A 17978-nucleotide genomic window follows, 5' to 3' on the forward strand; every position below is an offset into this window, starting at 1 on the left:
CGGGAGGCAGGACGGCGAGGGCGGACGGGCAGGCAGAACGTGGTGCAGACGGGTGTAACGCCGGGGCAGCCGGCGTCGATGGTGGGCATGAACGAGGCGCCACTCGAACCCCCGAGCGAGTGGCGCCTCGTCAGGTCTCCGGCCGTCCGGGGGCGCGGCGACCGGCCTCAGACGGCGCAGCCGTCGGGCCCGCACGCCGCGCCCGACGCGTCGGATGCGTCGGATGCGTCGGAGGCGCCGACCATGACGAGCGGGTTGGTCTCGCGCCAGACCTGCTCGAGCGCCTGGGTGAAGAGCGCGGTGGGCTGGGCGCCGGAGACGCCGTACCGCCCGTCGAGGACGAAGAACGGGACCCCGCGGATGCCGAGGCGCCGGGCCTCGGCGACGTCGGCATGGACCGCCTCGAGCTGGGTGTGCTCGTCGAGGGCCCGCTCCACCTCGTCGGCGGGCAGGCCCGCCTCGGTGCCGATCCGCACGAGGACGGCACGGTCGCCGATGTCCTCGCCGTGCTCGAAGTGCGCCGACAGCAGCGCCTCCTTGACGGCGTCGCCCAGGCCGCTCGCCGCGGCCAGGTGGAGCAGCTCGTGGCCGGGCAGGCTGTTGGCGACGACGACCCGGTCGAAGTCGTAGGCCAGGCCCTCCTCGGCGGCGATCTGCCTGACCTGGTCGAACATGGCGCGGACCTGCTCGGCCGACAGGCCCTTGCGGGAGACCAGGTAGTCCAGCTCGGTGCCGTCGTGGTGCTCGGGCAGCGACGGGTCCAGCTGGTAGCTGCGCCAGGTCACCTCCACGTCGTCGCGGTGGGGAAACGTCGCGAGGGCCTTCTCGAAGCGGCGCTTGCCGATGTAGCACCACGGGCAAGCGATGTCCGACCAGATCTCGACCTTCATGCAACGTTCAACCACCGCCCCCGTCGTTTGCTTCCCGGGTGTGCGGATCGAGGGCCTCAGGCGTTGCCGGGCTCCGGTGCGTTGCCCGACGCGTCGGCGGACGCGTCCCGCGGCACGACCCGTGGTCCGGAGCGGTCGGCGTCGTCGTGCGGCACCTCGCCGGAGGCGGAGAGGTCCGCCGCTGCCGCCTCGAGCGGTGACGCGGCGCCGGGTCGCACGGTGGGGTCGGGCAGGTCGATGTTCTCCGGGAAGTGGCACGCGACGCTGTGGCCCGGGAGCAGCTCGACGAGCGGCGGGGTCTCGGTGCGGCAGACCTCCTGGGCCTTCCAGCAGCGCGTGTGGAAGCGGCACGCGGGTGGGGGGTTGATCGGGCTCGGCACGTCGCCCTCGAGGCGGATCCGCTCGCGGCGGCCGCGGCGGGCCGGGTCGGGGATCGGCACCGCCGACATGAGGGCGGTCGTGTACGGGTGCATGGGCCGGGCGTACAGCTCGTCGCGGCCGGTGACCTCCACGAGGTTGCCGAGGTACATGACGGCGACGCGGTCGCTCATGTGCCGCACGACCGACAGGTCGTGGGCGATGACGACGTAGGTCAGGCCGAGCTCGTCCTGCAGGTCCTCGAGGAGGTTGATGACCTGCGCCTGGATCGACACGTCGAGGGCGGAGACCGGCTCGTCGGCGACGATGAGCTTGGGCCTGAGGGCGAGCGACCGGGCGATGCCGATGCGCTGGCGCTGGCCGCCCGAGAACTCGTGCGGATAGCGGTTGTAGTGCTCCGGGCTCAGGCCGACCAGCTCGAGCAGGGCCTGGACCTCGCGCTTGATGCCGTGCTGGGTCTTGACGTTCTGCAGGTGGAACGGCGAGCCCACGATGGTGCCGACCGTGTGCCGCGGGTTGAGGCTGCCGTAGGGGTCCTGGAAGATCATCTGCACGTCGCGCCGCAGCGGACGCATCGTGCCGACGGACGCGTGGGTGATGTCGCGGCCCTCGAAGAGGATCTGGCCCGAGGTCGGCTCGAGCAGCCGCGTCAGCATCCGGCCGGTCGTCGTCTTCCCGCAGCCGGACTCGCCGACGAGCGAGAGCGTCTCGCCCTTGGCGACCTCGAACGTCAGCCCGTCGACGGCCCGCACCGCGCCCACCTGCCGCTGGAGCAGGCCGCGTCGGATCGGGAAGTGCTTGGTGAGGTCGGTGACCTGCAGCAGCGCGTCGGACGTCGACGGCGCCGCCGTCCGGGCGGTGGCGGGGGAGGCGGTCACGCTGCGGCTCCTGGGATCGGTGCGCTGGGCGCGGTGGTCGGGACGGTCGCGGCGGTGCTCACAGGGTCGGCCTGATCTCGTTCTCCCAGATGGAGCGGCGAACGTCCACGGGAAGGTGGCAGGCGGCCCAGTGCCGGGGCAGGGACTCCTCGAACGGGGGCCGCTCGGCCTGGCTGCGACCCTCGTTGCGCCCTTCGTAGGCACAGCGGGGGTGGAACGGACAGCCGGACGGCACGTTGATGAGGCTGGGCGGCGAGCCGGCGATGGGGCGCAGACGCTCGATGCGCGCCCGGTCGAGGCGCGGCATCGAGGTGAGCAGGCCCCACGTGTACGGGTGCTGCGGCCGCTCGAACACCTCCGTCGACGCCGCGTACTCGACCGAGCGGCCGGCGTACATGACCATGATGTCGTCGGACAGCTCGGCGACGACGCCGAGGTCGTGGGTGATGACGACGACCGCCGAGTTGAACTCGGCCTGCAGGTCGCGGATGAGGTCGAGGATCTGTGCCTGGACCGTGACGTCGAGGGCGGTGGTCGGCTCGTCGGCGATGAGCAGGTCCGGGTCGCACGAGAGCGCCATGGCGATCATGGCGCGTTGGCGCATGCCGCCGGAGAACTGGTGGGGGTAGTCGTCGACGCGGCTCGCCGGCTGCGGGATGCCGACCCGCCCGAGCATGTCGATGGCGTGCTTCCTGGCCACCGACGTCGAGACCTTGTTGTGGATCCGGTAGGCCTCGATGATCTGGTGACCCACCGTGTAGAACGGGTGCATCGCCGACAGCGGGTCCTGGAAGATCATCGCCATCCTCTTGCCGCGCAGCGAGCGCACGGTCTCCGGACGGGTGCCGACGAGCTCCTGCCCGTCGAGGCGGATCGAGCCGGTCATCCGGACCGTGCCCGGCTTGTGCAGGCCCATGATCGACATGCTCGTGACGCTCTTGCCCGAGCCCGACTCACCGACGATGCCGAGCGTCTTGCCGCGGGCGAGGTCGAAGGACAGACCGTCGACGGACTTGACGATCCCGTCGTCGGTGGGAAAGTGCACCCGCAGGTCGCGCACCGACAGGAACGCGTCGGGCGCGGGCGCGCCGAGGCCGCCGATCCCGTCGAGTGCGTTGACCGACGCCTTGCGGCCGCGGCCGGACCTCACCCGCCCCTCCTTCTCGAGGACGGACTGGTTCGAGGGCTGGCCCGAGGGGCCGGACTGGCTGGACTGGCTCATGAGGTGCGCACCCTGGGGTCGACGACGGCGTACAGGAGGTCGACGATGAGGTTGGCGACGATGACGAACACCGCGCCGAAGAGCGTCACACCGAGGACCTTGGGGAGGTCGTTGTTCGTGATGGCCTGCACGGCGTAGAAGCCGATCCCCTGCAGCGAGAACGTCGTCTCGGTGAGCACGGCGCCACCGAGCAGCAGGCCGAGGTCGAGGCCGAAGATCGTCAGGATCGGCGTCAGGGCCGAGCGCAGGCCGTGCTTGACGACGACGTCGCGCTCCTTGAGGCCCTTGGCGCGCGCCGTGCGGATGTAGTCCTCGTTCATCGTCTCGAGCATGCCGGCGCGGGTGAGGCGGGCGTAGCTGGCCGCGTAGAGGAAGGCCAGGGTGATCCAGGGCAGCAGCATGCGGTGGACGAGGTCGAGGGGACTGGTGGCGTCCATCGGGCTGGCGCCGCCGGCGTAGGTCCACTTGAGGCCGTAGCTGAAGATCGTCAGGGACAGCAGGCCGGTGAAGAAGATCGGCAGGGAGACGCCGGCCAGGGCCATGCCCATGAAGCCGCGGTCGAGGACCGAGCCGCGCCGCAGCGCCGACACGACCCCGGTGCCGACCCCGCCGACGAGCCACAGGACCGCGGCTCCGGCCGCGAGCGTCGCGGTGACGGGCAGCCGGTCGAGGATGTCGGGCAGGACCGGGTTCTGGGTGATGAACGAGTAGCCCAGGCACGGCGCCGGGCAGTGGTCGGTGCCGGCGCCGGTGTTGTAGTCGGCGCCGGCGACGATGCCCTTGACGAAGCGTCCGTACTGGACGTAGATCGGGTCGGTGAAGCCGAGCCGCACCGCGGTCTCGTGGATCTGGGCCTGACCGGCGCTCTTGCCGACGTACCGCGAGGCGAGGTCGTCGGCGGTGGCCCCGCCGATGCGGGGCACGAGGAAGAAGATGGCGAAGACGACCGCGCTCACGATGGCGAGCAGCAGGACGGCGGCGATGAGCCGGCGGATGAGGTACGTCAGCACTGTGGGGCGGCCGGGCGGGTGGCGGACGGTTCGTGACCGTCCGCCACCGTGCCTACGCCTTCACCTACTTTCGGTGGAAGGAGGTCGGACCGGACGTCCGGCGTCAGGCCCGGAGGCTCGACGCCGGACGCATCGGGTCACGGGTTGGTGACACCTGCGGCGGCGTAGTCGTAGTACGAGTAGCCGTCGTTGACGAAGATGTTCGACACGGTGTCGGGCCGGAAGAGCAGCGCCTTGTTCCAGATGCCCGGGATGACCTCGGCGTTCTCCATGACGACCTTGTCGATCTGGCCCCAGATGGCCTCACGCTTGGTCGTGTCGTTCTCCGACAGCGCCTGGTCCATGAGCTTGTCGACCTCCGGCAGCTTGATCCCGAGGTTGGTGTTGCCCGCGGGACGGATGACGCGGCTGTCGACAATCTGCTGGAGGAAGCCGAAGCCGTCCGGCCAGTCGGCGCCCCAGCTCATCACCATGAGGCCGAGGTTGTTGGCCTTGGCGAAGTCCGGCTTGCCGGCGTACAGCTTGAAGTAGTCACCGGCCGGGTAGGCCTTGAGGGTCAGCTTGATGCCGATCTTGGCGAGCGCCTGCTGCAGCGACTCGGCCGTGGCCTTCTCCTTCGGGCGCTCGGGCCGGTAGGAGATGTTGGTCTCGAAGCCGTTGGGCTGGCCGCACTTGGCGAGGGCCGCCTTCGCGGAGTCGACGTCGCCCTGCGGCTTCGACTTCGCGTTGTAGAGGTCCTGCTCCTGGAAGCCGGGGACGACGGGAGGCAGCAGGCCGGTGGCGATGTCGGCACCGATGTTGCCGCCGTAGGCGCGCTGGTAGCCCGTCTTGTCGTAGGCGAAGATGACGGCCTTGCGGCAGTCGATGTTGTTGAACGGCGCGACGTCGCTGTTGATCTGCGTGTAGCTCGTGCGCGCGCTCACGACGTCGTCCGTCTTGGCCTTGAGCGTCGGGTCGGCCAGGATCTTGCCCTGTGCCTGGGCCTGGACGCCCGTTCCGGCGAGGTCGATGTCGAGGTCACCGGCGATGAGGCGGTTGTCGAGGTCGGCGGCGTTGACGCCGATCTCGACGGTGATCTTGTCCGGCAGGGCCTTGCGGCCGGTGTCCGGGTCGCTCTTCGGGTCGTACGCGTCGTTGCGGACCAGCTCGATGCGCTTGCCGGTCTGGTACACCGAGAACTTGTACGGACCGGACGCGATGACGTGCTCCTTGTACTTCGAGCCGGTGTCCTTGGCCTGCGGCACTGGTGCGGTGGCGGGCAGCTGCGCGAAGTAGTCGAAGCCGGCGAACGGCTTGTTGAGGTGGAAGACGATCGTCTTGTCGTCCGGTGTCTCGATGGACTTCAGGTCGTCGAGGTTCTTGTCCTTGTAGACCGAGTAGCCCGCGGGGATGTCGGCGAGGAAGTCGTTGAAGTACGTCGGCCCGTTCGGGAACGTGTTCTTGTCGAGCTGGCGGGCGACGCCGTACTTGATGTCCTTGCTCGTGATCGGTGTGCCGTCCTCGAACTTGATGCCGTCGCGCAGCGTGTACGTCCACGTCTTGTTGTCCGCGCTCGGCTTGCCGAGGCCGGTGGCGAGGTCACCGACGAGCTGGTTGCCCTGCTGGCCCGGCGCCGCCTTGAAGGAGACGAGCGTGCGGGCGTAGTTGCGCAGGAAGTCCCACGAGAGCCCGTAGTAGGTGTCGCCCGTGTCGACCGAGTCCCAGTCGCTCGAGATGCCGAAGCGCAGGGTGCCGCCCTTCTTGTCCGACGGCCGGACGATCGCCTTCAGCGCCGCGTCGGCGGCCGTGGCCGCACCTGCGCCTGCACCGCCGCCGCCGCCGCCGCTGGGGGAGGTGCCCGGGGTCTGGCTGCCGGCGCAGGCAGAAAGACCCAGGGCGAGGGCGGCCGCGGTCGCGACCACCATCACGCGTGTGTTCTTCATGAGTGGATGCGCTCCTTCTTTTGCGGGATGCGGGTGCGGTGGTTACCGCGACCGCGGGTCGAGGGCGTCACGAAGGCCGTCCCCGAAGAGGTTGAAGGCCAGGACCGTCACGAAGATGGCCAGGCCCGGCCAGACCATGAACCAGGGGTCGATCTGGTACCACTGCGCGGCGTCGGAGAGCATGCCTCCCCAGGTGGCCCGGGGGGCCTGGACGCCGACACCGAGGAACGACAGACCCGCCTCGAAGAGGATGTTGCTCGGGATGAGCAACGTCGCGTAGACGAGGATCGGCGCGATGAGGTTGGGCAGCACCTCCATGGCGAGGATGTGCGGCGTGCGGGCGCCGAGGCTGCGCGCCGCGTCGACGAACTCGCGCTCGCGCAGCGACAGCGTCTGCCCGCGCACGATGCGCCCGATGTACGGCCAGTTGAAGAAACCGATGATGAAGACGATGACGGCGATGCGCAGGGCGTCGCCCCTGAGCCCGAACGCCTGGTCGGGCACGACGCCGGCGAGGGCGATGGCGAAGACGAGCAGCGGGAAGGCGAGGAAGATGTCCATCGCCCGGCTGATCAGGGTGTCGACGGCGCCGCCGAAGTACCCGGCGATGACGCCGAGGGCGGTGCCGATGACCACCGAGAGCATCGTGGCGAGGAACGCGATGAGCAGGGAGATCTGCGAGCCGTAGATGATCCGGCTGAAGATGTCGCGGCCGTTGACCGGCTCGACGCCGAAGAGGAAGTCCTTCGACATGCCGCCGAAGGGCGCCGTGGGGATCTGCAGGTTGGCGTCGACGAGCTCCTGGTGGAACTCGTTCGGCGGGTGCCCGAGCGCGCCGACGATGAGCGGGGCGCAGATGGCGACGACGATGAGGAACAGCACGAAGACGCCGCCGCCGAGGGCCACCTTGTCGCGCTTGAGACGGGCCCAGGCGATCTGCCCGAGCGAGCGACCCTCGATCCTGCGCTCTCCCTGCAGCACCGCCTCCGGTTCCGCCGACGTTGCGCCGGGTTCGACCTCAAGGGGTGTGCTCACGGGCTGTACCTCCGGATCGTGACTGTGCGAGGAGGGCGAGCTCGCCCTCCGGACTGCGAAGCGACCGCCACCCTAGGCCCCCCATGACCGTCCGCAACATCTTTCAGCCGCGAAACACCGGCGGCAACCGACGTGGCCGAATCGTGACAGGGCGGAGATCTTCCGGCGATGTGGTCCTCCGGGGGAAGGATTCCACAGCGGGCCGCTTCGCCCGGGGTGCGGGCCCCGCCGCCCCACGGCGCCGTGTGGCTCTTCAGGCGTCGGTCTCGTCGTCGAAGCGCCCGAGCACCCGCTCGAGGAGGTCCTCCATCGTGACGATGCCGACCGGCGCCCGCGCTCCCTCGACGAGCGCGAGCTGGGCCCGCTCGGCCCGCAGCACCGACAGCGCATCGAGGAGGGACAGGCCCGAGGCGACTCGCAGGACGGGCGTCGTCACCGTCGTCACCGGCGCGCCCGGGTCGGCTCGCACGACGTCGCGCACGTGGGCGACGCCCACCGGCCGGCCCTCGTCGGTGACGACGAGCCGGGACCGGCCCGACTCGCGCGAGAGGGCCTCCGCCGCGGCACAGGACGCCGACGAGGGCACCCCGACCACGCGCTCGAGCGGCACCAGGGCCTCGGTGAGCGGTGTCGTGTCGAGCGCGATGGCGCCGGACAGGACGCGGTGCTCCGGTTCGGCGAGCTGGCCGTGCTCGTGCGCGCTGGCGAGGAGCAGCTGCAGCTCCTTCGGGCCGTGCACCTGCGCCAGCTCGTCGACCGGCTGCACGCGCACCAGACGCAGGCAGCCGTTCGCCAGGGTGTTGAGGAGGCGGAGAGCCGGACGCACGACCCAGGTGAAACCGCGGAACGGCAGCGCGAGGACCACGGCGGACCGTTCGGGGTGCGCGATGGCCCATGACTTGGGCGCCATCTCGCCGACGACCATGTGGAGGAAGACGACGACACCGACGGCCAGCACGACGGCGACCGGGTAGGCGACCGCGTCGGGCAGGCGCAGGAACGACAGCACCGGCTCGAGCAGGTCGGCCACGGCCGGCTTGGCCAGCGAGCCGAGTCCGAGGGTGCACAGGGTGATGCCGAGCTGGGCGCCGGCGAGCATGAGCGAGAGCTCGCGCGAGCCCCGGAGGGCCGAGCGGGCCGCGGCGCTGCCCTTCTCGGCACGCTCCTCGAGGCGGTGCCGCTTGCTGGCGACGAGGGCGAACTCGGCGGCGACGAAGAAGGCGTTGAGGACGAGCAGGAGCAGGGAGACGAGCAGGGCGGTCGTCATCGGTCCGCCTCCGTGCGTCCGGAGGCCCCCGTGGGGTCGGTCTCGCCGGGCTCGCCGGGCTCGGCGGGCTCGGCGGTCCCGGCGGTCCCGGCGGTCTCGGCGGTCCCGGTGTCCCGGTCGAGGGACTCGAGGTCGGACATGAGGTCGAGCACCTCGACGCGGACCGACGAGGGCACGTGGCGCTCGACGGCCCCGACGGTGACGCGCACCGAGACGGGCAGCCGGCGCGGCTCCGGGTCGCGGGCCCGGTCGGCGTCGGAGTCCGCGTGCGTGTCCCCGTCGCTGTCCGTGTCCCTGTCGGCGACGGTGCCCGGGCCCGTCCCGGCGTCCGTCCCGGGGTCGGTCCAGAGGCCGGTGGCGGGGTGGCGCCGGTCGCCGGTCTCGAGTCTCGCCTCGACGACGATGGTGTCGCCGGCGACGGCGGTGCGTCCGAGGTGCTCGAGGACGAGCCCGCTCACCGTCGAGTGCGTGTCGCCGCTCTCGAGCCGGAGCCCGGTGGCGGTGTCGAGCTCGTCGAGGCGCAGGTGGCCCGGCACGAACCAGGCGTCGGCGTCGGCGTCGACGTCGACGATGCCGGCCGGTGTCGCATCGTCCTCGTCGAGGATCTCGCCGACGACCTCTTCGGCGACGTCCTCGAAGGTGACGATGCCGGCGAAGCCGCCGTGCTCGTCGACGACGACGGCCAGCTGCCGGTGGTCGGCGCGGATCTGCTCGAGGACGCGGGGCAGGGGAGCGCTCGTCGGCACCACGGTCGGCTCGGCGGCGACGGACGCCACGGTCGTCGTCGCCCGCTCCTGCCGGTCGACGGCGAGCACCTCGGCGATGCCCGCGACGCCGACGATGTCGTCACCGTCGCGGCCGGTGACCGGGAACCGCGACCAGCCGGTGTCGAGCAGCTCGACGACCCGGGAGACCGGGTCGGTGGCCCGGACGGTCGTGACGCGCACGCGCGGCGTCATGACGTCACCGGCGTCCAGCTCGCGGAAGCGCAGCCCGCCCTCGAGGACGTCGGACAGGTCGTCGTCGAGCAGGCCGCCCGCGTGCGACGCGTCGATGATGCGGCTGAGGTCCTCGGCGGTCGCCCCGTGCTCGAGCTCGTCGACCGGCTCGATGCCGACCCGGCGCAGCAGCGACGTCGAGGCGCGGTCGAAGAGCCGGACGACCGGGCCGGCCACGGTGAGGTAGGCGAGGGTGGTGCGGCTCAGGGCCCGCGCCAGGGGCACGGTGCGCGCGATGGCGAGGTTCTTCGGCGCGAGCTCCCCGAACACCATCTGGACGACGGTGGAGAAGACGAGCACCGCGGTGACGGACAGGGACAGGCGGGTCGCGTACGACATCGACGGGTCGAGCAGGTCGGCCAGGCCCGTGCCGACCAGTGGTTCGGAGACGTAGCCGACGAGCAGCGCCGTGACGGTGATCCCGAACTGCGCCGCGGAGAGGGTGAACGACAGCTGCGACGTGACCCGCAGGGCGCGCCGGGCCGCGTCGTCGCCGGCCTCGGCGAGCTCGCGCAGGGCCGTCCGGTCGACGGCGACGTAGGCGAACTCCTGGGCGACGAAGTAGCCGGTGGCCGTGGTGAGGGCGAGGATCAGCAGGACGCCGAGGGCGATGCCGAGGACGGTGCTCATGCGACCGCCACCCCGGTGAGCGGGTGGTGGGACGGGGGCGGCCGGACTGCGTCCGGCGAGGGACTATGGCCCTCCTGGGAGCCGTCGCGGGACCCGCGAGACTCGTGCCTGGCGTGTGGTCGCATGGGTGCGATCCTAGGCGAGCGCCGCACCCGGGGTGCGGTCCCGGCCGTCCCGTGACCCCCCGTCGATGGTCGCGCCGCCCGTGCCGGCGCCTACTCCGTCGCCGACCCGGCGGACTCTGCGGACTCTGCCGACTCGGGCGACTCTGCCGAGGCGCCGAGGCGGGCGGCCGCTTGGGAGATCTGGTGCGCCAGCTCGACGTCGAGCTGGGTCAGGCCCCCCTCGGAGTGCGTCGAGAGGGCGAAGCGCACCGTCGTCCAGCGGACGTCGATGTCGGGGTGGTGGTCCATCGACTCCGCGTCGGCGGCTACCTCGTCGACGAGGCGGATGCCGGTCGGGAAGTCGGGGGCCGTGAAGGAGGCCCTGATGGTGTCGCCGTCACGGGCCCAGTCCGGCAGGTCGCCGAGCTGGCGCGTGACCTCGTCGTCGTCGAGTCGTCGTGCCATCACCCCAGTAAACCGTGCTGTGGCACTATCGACGACGCCATGTGCCCGCCCGTCCCTGCCCGCGCCCTCGTCGTCGGCGCCGCCATCGTCGACGACCTCGCGCGCCCGACCCGCCTGCTGTCGGCGCGGCGTACCGAGCCCTCGGTGCTGGCCGGTGGCTGGGAGCTGCCCGGTGGCAAGGTGGAACCGGGGGAGGACGCGCTCGCGGCGCTGCACCGCGAGGTGCGGGAGGAGCTCGGCATCACGGTCCGCGTCGGCGTGCAGGTGCCCGGTCCGCTCCCCGGAGCCACGTGGCCTCTCGGCGACAGGTACGAGATGCTGGTGTGGCTGGCCGAGGTGATCGAGGGCGACCCGTCGCCCCTCGAGGACCATGACGAGCTTCCGGTGGCTCGAGGTCGACGACCTGCAGGGCGTCGCCTGGCTGCCGGCCGACCTGCCCATCGTCGAGCGGATCGAGACCCTGGTGCGTGCGGGCTGACGGCCCGGACCGCCGTCGGATGCCGGACCGTGCCCGGCCCGGCCGCGCCCCGCGTGGTCGGAACCACTGCCCAACCCCTGAGAGACTGTCCCCCATGCCCCTGAAGACTCGTGCGGACATCCGCAACGTCGCCATCGTCGCCCACGTCGACCACGGCAAGACCACGCTCGTCGACAAGATGCTCTGGCAGGCCGGCGCGTTCGGCGAGCACCAGCACGTCGACGAGCGCGCGATGGACTCCGGTGACCTCGAGCGCGAGAAGGGCATCACGATCCTCGCGAAGAACACCGCGATCCACTACACGGGCAAGGCGGCCACCGACCGGGGTCTGGCCGACGGCGTCACGATCAACATCATCGACACCCCGGGTCACGCCGACTTCGGCGGTGAGGTCGAACGCGGGCTGTCGATGGTCGACGGCGTCGTGCTCCTCGTCGACGCGTCGGAGGGCCCGCTGCCGCAGACGCGGTTCGTGCTGCGCAAGGCGCTCGCGGCCAAGATGCCGGTCATCCTCTGCATCAACAAGGTCGACCGCCCCGACTCGCGCATCGCCGAGGTCGTCGACGAGGCCTACGAGCTCTTCCTCGACCTCGACGCCACCGAGGAGCAGATCGACTTCCCCATCGTCTACGCCTCGGCCAAGGCCGGCCGTGCCTCCCTCGAGCGCCCCGCCGACGGCGCGCTGCCCGAGGCCGACGACCTCGAGGCGCTCTTCGCCACGATCCTCGAGACGATCCCCGCGCCGACGTACGACGACGAGGCGCCGCTGCAGGCGCACGTCACCAACCTCGACGCGTCGAACTTCCTGGGCCGCCTCGCGCTGCTGCGGGTGCACAACGGCACGATCACCAAGGGCCAGCAGGTCATGTGGTGCCGCCACGACGGTTCGCAGCAGCGCGTCAAGATCACCGAGCTGCTCATGACCGAGGCCCTCGAGCGCAAGCCCGCCGAGAGCGCCGGCCCCGGCGACATCATCGCCGTCGCGGGCATCCCCGACATCACCATCGGCGAGACCCTCGCCGACGCCGAGAACCCGGTGCCGCTGCCACTCATCACGGTCGACGAGCCGGCGATCTCGATGACGATCGGCACGAACACCAGCCCGCTCGTGGGTCGCGGCCCGACGAAGGGCACCAAGGTCACGGCGCGCATGGTCAAGGACCGCCTCGACAAGGAGCTCGTCGGCAACGTGTCGCTGCGCATCCTGCCGACCGAGCGTCCCGACGCGTGGGAGGTCCAGGGCCGTGGCGAGCTCGCGCTCGCCATCCTCGTCGAGCAGATGCGGCGCGAGGGCTACGAGCTGACCGTCGGCAAGCCGCAGGTCGTCACCCGCGAGGTCGACGGCAAGCTGCACGAGCCGGTCGAGCGCCTCACCATCGACACGCCCGAGGAGTTCCTCGGCCCGATCACCCAGATCCTCGCCGCCCGCAAGGGGCGCATGGAGCAGATGACCAACCACGGCACCGGCTGGATCCGCATGGAGTTCCTCGTGCCGAGCCGTGGCCTCATCGGCTTCCGCACCGAGTTCCTCACCGAGACGCGCGGCACGGGCATCGCCCACCACGTCTTCGAGGACTACGAGCCGTGGTTCGGCACCATCACGACGCGCACGAGCGGCTCACTCGTCGCCGACCGTGCCGGCGCCGTCACCTCGTACGCGATGGTCAACCTCCAGGAGCGCGGCGTCCTCTTCACCGAGCCGACGACCGACGTCTACGAGGGCATGATCGTCGGCGAGAACTCCCGGGCCGACGACATGGACGTCAACATCACCAAGGAGAAGAAGCTGACCAACGTCCGCGCCTCCTCCGCCGACAACTTCGAGAAGATCGTGCCCCCGCGCAAGCTCAGCCTCGAGCAGAGCCTCGAGTTCTGCCGCGAGGACGAGTGCGTCGAGGTCACACCGGACGCCGTGCGCATCCGCAAGGTCGTCCTCGATGCCAACGAGCGAGCGCGCACGGCGTCCAGGGCCCGGGCGGCGGCACGCGCCGAGGGTTGATCCGCCGTGGCGGGCGTGGTGCGTGCGCTGCGTGGCTCGGCGCGGCTCGGCCGGTCCCTCGGGGCCGGCCTCGCCGCGGTCCTGCTCGCGTCCGCGGCGGCCGGGTGCACCGGCACGGGTGATGCCGGCGCGGCCACCGACGTCGTCCGGCCGGCGACGTCGACGGGCAGCGTCGGGAGTGACGCGGCCCCGCAGCCGGGCGGAACGCTCGAGGTGCTCGTGGCCGGCCAGGTCGCGACGTGGGACCCGCAGCTGATGTACGTCGGGCCCGAGGCGTTCTTCGCCCAGCGCGTCTTCGCCCGCGGCCTGACCGCCTACGGCACGGGCGCGCACCAGCGCGACGTCGTCGCCGACCTCGCCACCGACACCGGCACCGCCAAGGACGGCGGGCGGACGTGGACGTTCACCCTGCGCGAGGGGCTCACGTGGCAGGACGGCTCGCCGATCACGTGCGACGACGTCCGCCACGGCATCGCGCGCACCTTCGACCGGCGCACCCACGTCGCCGGCACCAACTACGCCAGCTTCCTGCTCGACATCCCGACGAAGGTCACCGCCGAGGGGCTCGAGAAGCCGGTCTACCAGGGCCCGGACGACACGGCGCACCAGCCGGACTTCGACCGGGCCGTGGCCTGCTCGGGACGCACCATCACCTTCCACCTGCGCGACGCCGAGCCGGACTTCCCGTACGTCGTGGCGCTGCCCGAGTTCGCCCCTCGCAAGGCCTCGAGCGACCGCAAGGACGACAAGACCTCCTACGACGTCATGTCGAGCGGCCCCTACCGGCTGGAGAAGCCGTGGAAGGCCGACGAGGGTGGCACGTTCGTGCGCAACGCGAACTGGGACCCCCGCACCGACCCCGTCCGCCGGGCCTACCCCGACCGCATCGAGGTGACGACGGGGCTCGGTGAGGCCGCAGTCATCCAGCGCCTGCTCAACCAGCGTGACGACGACGCGTACGCGGTCTCGTGGGTGCAGGCCAGCCCGACGCTGCGCAACCAGGCCGGCACCGACCTGCAGGCCCGCCTCACCTTCCCCTACACCGGCAACGTCGACTACCTGGCGCTCAACATGCGCAGCCCCGTCATGTCGAACCCCGCTGTGCGCAAGGCGTTCGCGCTCGCGACCAACCGAGCCACGTACGTCACCGCCAACGGGGGCGAGGGGGCCGGCACCCCGACGTGGTCCATCCTGTCACCGGCCGTCGACCCCTCCACGGTCGAGGTGCCGAGCGGCGCCAAGGTCGACGGCGACCCGGAGCAGGCGCGCCGCGTGCTCCAGCAGGCGGGCGTCAGGACGCCGGTGCGGGTGCGCGTCGTCTACGCGCGTTCGGTCCTCGGCGACAAGGCCTACGCGGCCCTCGCGGCCGGCTGGGAGCGGGCCGGCTTCGAGGTCGAGCTGACCGGCGTCGCCCCCGAGGAGTACTACGAGACGATCGAGCGCAAGACGGCGGGCGCGTCCTTCGACGTGTTCCGCGGGGTCTGGACGCCCGACTGGCCGTCGGCCTCCGGGGTCCTGCCGGCCCTCTTCGACTCGCGGATCAACATCGACTCCACCGGTCCCGGACAGGACGTCGGCTACGTCGACGACAAGACCGTCAACGGGCTCATCGACCAGGCCGAGGCCACGCCCGACCCCGAGCAGCGCGCGAAGGTGTGGCTGCAGGCCGACACCGCGCTGCGTGACGCCGGCGGCTACGTCGCGCTCTCGGCGACCAAGGCGTTGTACCTGCACGGCGCCGGCGTCGTGCACTACGAGGACCACGCCGTCGGCGGCATCGTCGACCTCGCGACCGTCTCCCTGCACTGACCGTCCCCGCACCCGCCCGACCGGCAGGAGGCCCCGTGGCCCGTCTCGTGTTCGTCCACGCCCATCCCGACGACGAGTCGCTGACGTGCGGCGTGACGATGGCCCACCACGTCGCGCGGGGCGACGAGGTGCACGTGCTGACGTGCACGCTGGGGGAGGAGGGCGAGGTCATCCCGCCCGGCCTCGCCCACCTCGAGGGGCATCCGGACGACGCCCTCGGCCCGCACCGCCACGCCGAGCTGGCCGAGGCCTTGCGACGCCTCGGCGCCACGATGCACGTGCTCGGCGCCGACCCCGCCGCCGGGCGGCTGTCCCGGTACCGCGACTCCGGCATGGCGGGCTCGCCGGCGGCAGCCCGCCCCGACGCGTTCGCCGGCGTCGACCTCGAGGAGGCCGCGGCGCTCGTGGCCGGAGTGCTCCGCGACGTGCGCCCCGACGTCGTCGTCACCTACGACGCGCACGGCGGCTACGGCCACCCCGACCACGTCCGGACGCACGACGCGACCCGGCGCGCGCTGCGCCTGCTCGAGGCCTCGGAGCGGCCCGACCGCGCCTTCGAGATCCTCACGCCGGTGTCGTGGGCCCGCGCCGACCGCGCCTGGCTGCACGCCGCCGACCCCGCCTGCCTGGCCCGCCCCGACGGGCTGCCGCCGCTCGTCCTGCCCGCCGCCGACGACCCGTTCCCGCCGTCGGTCGTGCCCGACGAGCGCGTGACGCACGTCGTCGAGGACGCCGCAGCCAGGGCGGTGAAGAACCAGGCGCTGCGCGCGCACGCCACGCAGGTCATCGTGGCCAGCGAGGACGTGCACGCGCTGTCCAACCTCATGGCCGCCCGGACATCGACTCGGGAGGGCTTCCGCCGCGTCGACCCCGTGACGTGGGAGACGATCGGGGGCGCCGTCCCCGCGTCGGAGGCGGGCCTGCTCGCCTGATCCCTCGCGCCGGCGTCAGGCACGACGGCACCGGCCCAGGGGCACCGGGCACAAGGGCACCGGGGGCCCGGGCCCCGGTGCCGTCACGGCCCGGCAACGACTCGGTCACGTCCGGGCCACACCGGTCCGCCTCGCCGGTGCCGGGCCCCGGGCGGGCTACCGTTCGAGCCACCACCAGCCGCACCCGAGGCCGTGCCCGCGCACGACGCCGCGTACGGAGGCCCATGGACACCTGGCAGCCCCAGCCCCGCCGCGAGAGCCGCGCCACCGCGGTCCGGCTGCTCGCCGCCACCGTCGTGCTCGGGGGCGCCTACGCGGGCCTCAGCATCTGGTCCGCCGACCACGTGCCGGCCACGGTGTCCGTCGGGGGCATCCACGTCGGCGGCATGACGCCCGAGCGGGCCACCGCCGCCATCGAGCGCGGCGCGCGGGAGGTCCTGACTCGGCCCATCGCGCTCACCGTGCCCGGCCGGCCCGAGCCGGTGAGCGTCGTGCCCGTCGACGTCGGCCTCCGGGTCGACGCGGCCCGGTCCCTCGACGGCCTCACCGGGTTCACGCTGGACCCCCGCACCATCTGGGCCAAGCTGACCGGGTCCCTGCGCCTGCCCCTGCTGACGAGCGTCGACGACGACCGGCTCACGGCCTACCTCGACGCGCTGGCCCCCAGGGTCGAGCAGCCGCCGCGCGAGGGACGGGTCACCTTCCCCGCCGGACGCGTCACGGTGGAGATGCCGCGGTCCGGCCGGACGCTCGACGTGGTGGGCACCAAGCTCGCCCTGCGGCGCGCCTTTCCCGAGTCCACGACCGCTGTCGCCGCGGTGCGCGACACCGCGCCGACGGTGGCCGGTGCGGCGGTCGAGCAGTTCGCCGACACCACGGCCGCAGCCATCGTCTCCGGGCCGGTCACCCTCGTGGCCGGCACGTCGCGCGTCGTCGTGCAGCCGACCGAGCTGGTCCCCTTCGTGAAGGTCGAGGCCGACGGGTCCGGCGGCCTGCGGGCGAGCTTCGACGAGCCCGGCCTGGCCCGGCTCGTCGCCGCGAAGGTCACGGTCCCGACGAGGTCGGCGACGAGCGCCCGCTGGGTCTTCGGGCCGGGCAACGGCGCTCCGAGGCTCGTGCCGTCGGTCGACGGTGCGGCCGTCGACGAGGACGCCGTCGCCAAGGCCGTCGTCGCGGCTGTCACCGGTACCGGCACGGGCCGCACGGTCACGGTGGCCGCGGTCCCGGCCAAGCCCCCGTTCTCCACGCAGGACGCCGTCAGGGCGGGCATCACGACGAAGGTCGTCGAGTTCTCCTCGCCGTTCCCGACCGACGACCCGAGCCGCACCAACAACCTCGTCGTCGCCACGCAGCGCCTCGACGGCACGTACGTCCCGCCCGGAGGCACCTTCAGCCTCAACGCGATCCTCGGCGAGCGCACGGAGGACAAGGGCTATGCCGACGGCACCGTCATCATCGACGGCCGGCTGACCCGCGGCACCGGCGGCGGCGTCTCACAGGTCTCGACCGTCGTGTACAACCTGGCCTACTTCGCCGGGGTCCGGTTCCTCGAGTTCCGTCCGCACGCGTTCTTCATCCCGCGCTACCCCGAGGGCCGCGAGGCCACCGTCTACTGGCCGAGCATCGACAACAGGTGGACGAACGACACCGCCTACGGGATGCTCCTGCAGACCTGGGTCGACAAGGGCCAGGTGCACGGCCGGGTCTGGAGCACCAAGGTGTGGGACGTCAGGAGCGTCAAGGGTCCGCGCACGAACGTCAGACCGCCCCGCACGATCCGCAGCGACAGCGCGACGTGCTACCCGCAGCAGCCGAACCCCGGGTTCGACGTCACGGTGACCCGGCAGTGGTACCGCCCCGGTTCCCCGACGCTCGTGCGGAGCGAGGACGTCACGACGCACTACGTGCCCGAGGACGAGGTCATCTGCACCAACCCCGGCGCCACGCCCCCGTGACCCGGT

The 17978-nt window shown here is 72.0% G+C and carries 13 protein-coding genes and 1 pseudogene; 5 read left to right on the forward strand and 9 right to left on the reverse strand.

The annotated features are described in order from the left end of the window. Positions 1–167: 167 nt before the first annotated feature. From AC1VM9_RS12940 to AC1VM9_RS12980, 9 genes are all read right to left on the reverse strand, one after another. Positions 168–890: a DsbA family oxidoreductase gene (locus AC1VM9_RS12940; RefSeq protein WP_483122938.1), complete on the reverse strand. Its 723-nt coding sequence runs from the start codon at positions 888–890 to the stop codon at positions 168–170. A 56-nt stretch (positions 891–946) separates the two neighbouring features. Continuing rightward, positions 947–2146 (reverse strand): ABC transporter ATP-binding protein, encoded by a 1200-nt coding sequence (locus tag AC1VM9_RS12945; protein ID WP_483122939.1) that lies wholly within the window; start codon positions 2144–2146, stop codon positions 947–949. Between the two features lie 58 nt (positions 2147–2204). Then, positions 2205–3368 (reverse strand): ABC transporter ATP-binding protein, encoded by a 1164-nt coding sequence (locus AC1VM9_RS12950; protein ID WP_481342398.1) that lies wholly within the window; start codon positions 3366–3368, stop codon positions 2205–2207. Next, a complete protein-coding gene (locus AC1VM9_RS12955; RefSeq protein ID WP_481346361.1) occupies positions 3365–4378 on the reverse strand; it encodes an ABC transporter permease in 1014 nt (337 codons plus the stop codon). Before AC1VM9_RS12955 ends, AC1VM9_RS12950 begins: the two co-directional genes overlap by 4 nt. Positions 4379–4515: 137 nt before the next feature. Beyond that, entirely contained in the window at positions 4516–6300 is a 1785-nt protein-coding gene (locus AC1VM9_RS12960) for an ABC transporter substrate-binding protein (protein WP_483122940.1), read from the reverse strand. 42 nt (positions 6301–6342) lie between these two features. Next, positions 6343–7335, reverse strand: coding sequence for an ABC transporter permease (locus AC1VM9_RS12965; protein ID WP_481341549.1), 993 nt, complete (start codon positions 7333–7335; stop codon positions 6343–6345). A gap of 253 nt (positions 7336–7588) precedes the next feature. Further along, on the reverse strand, positions 7589–8602 hold the full coding sequence (locus AC1VM9_RS12970) for a hemolysin family protein (RefSeq protein ID WP_483122942.1): 1014 nt from the start codon (positions 8600–8602) through the stop codon (positions 7589–7591). Continuing rightward, positions 8599–10230 (reverse strand): hemolysin family protein, encoded by a 1632-nt coding sequence (locus AC1VM9_RS12975; RefSeq protein WP_483122943.1) that lies wholly within the window; start codon positions 10228–10230, stop codon positions 8599–8601. The genes AC1VM9_RS12970 and AC1VM9_RS12975 overlap by 4 nt, the downstream gene beginning before the upstream one ends. Positions 10231–10445: 215 nt before the next feature. Continuing rightward, positions 10446–10799, reverse strand: a complete 354-nt coding sequence (locus tag AC1VM9_RS12980) for a 4a-hydroxytetrahydrobiopterin dehydratase (protein ID WP_481346357.1) — start codon at positions 10797–10799, stop codon at positions 10446–10448. Positions 10800–10838: 39 nt separating this feature from the next. Here AC1VM9_RS12980 and AC1VM9_RS12985 point away from each other — a divergent pair. From AC1VM9_RS12985 to AC1VM9_RS13005, 5 genes and pseudogenes are all read left to right on the forward strand, one after another. After that, a pseudogene (locus AC1VM9_RS12985) lies at positions 10839–11114 on the forward strand (NUDIX domain-containing protein); the annotation flags it as partial. Between the two features lie 257 nt (positions 11115–11371). After that, positions 11372–13276 carry a translational GTPase TypA gene (gene typA, locus AC1VM9_RS12990; protein ID WP_481341544.1) on the forward strand — a complete coding sequence of 635 codons (1905 nt, stop codon included), beginning with the start codon at positions 11372–11374 and terminating at the stop codon, positions 13274–13276. A 6-nt stretch (positions 13277–13282) separates the two neighbouring features. Next, entirely contained in the window at positions 13283–15085 is a 1803-nt protein-coding gene (locus AC1VM9_RS12995) for an ABC transporter substrate-binding protein (protein ID WP_481341543.1), read from the forward strand. Between the two features lie 35 nt (positions 15086–15120). After that, a complete protein-coding gene (gene mshB / locus AC1VM9_RS13000; protein ID WP_481341542.1) occupies positions 15121–16017 on the forward strand; it encodes an N-acetyl-1-D-myo-inositol-2-amino-2-deoxy-alpha-D-glucopyranoside deacetylase in 897 nt (298 codons plus the stop codon). 224 nt (positions 16018–16241) lie between these two features. Then, on the forward strand, positions 16242–17972 hold the full coding sequence (locus tag AC1VM9_RS13005) for a VanW family protein (protein WP_481341541.1): 1731 nt from the start codon (positions 16242–16244) through the stop codon (positions 17970–17972). Positions 17973–17978 lie beyond the last annotated feature (6 nt).

It is taken from the genome of Monashia sp. HAY1-11D (genome assembly GCF_056868035.1).

Coding starts and splice junctions, on each gene's coding strand:
- AC1VM9_RS12940 (WP_483122938.1), bottom strand. CDS start 890: ATGAAGGTCGAGATCTGGTCGGACATCGCTTGCCCGTGGTGCTACATC.
- AC1VM9_RS12950 (WP_481342398.1), bottom strand. CDS start 3,368: ATGAGCCAGTCCAGCCAGTCCGGCCCCTCGGGCCAGCCCTCGAACCAG.
- AC1VM9_RS12960 (WP_483122940.1), bottom strand. CDS start 6,300: ATGAAGAACACACGCGTGATGGTGGTCGCGACCGCGGCCGCCCTCGCC.
- AC1VM9_RS12970 (WP_483122942.1), bottom strand. CDS start 8,602: ATGACGACCGCCCTGCTCGTCTCCCTGCTCCTGCTCGTCCTCAACGCC.
- AC1VM9_RS12975 (WP_483122943.1), bottom strand. CDS start 10,230: ATGAGCACCGTCCTCGGCATCGCCCTCGGCGTCCTGCTGATCCTCGCC.
- AC1VM9_RS12980 (WP_481346357.1), bottom strand. CDS start 10,799: ATGGCACGACGACTCGACGACGACGAGGTCACGCGCCAGCTCGGCGAC.
- typA (WP_481341544.1), top strand. CDS start 11,372: ATGCCCCTGAAGACTCGTGCGGACATCCGCAACGTCGCCATCGTCGCC.
- AC1VM9_RS13005 (WP_481341541.1), top strand. CDS start 16,242: ATGGACACCTGGCAGCCCCAGCCCCGCCGCGAGAGCCGCGCCACCGCG.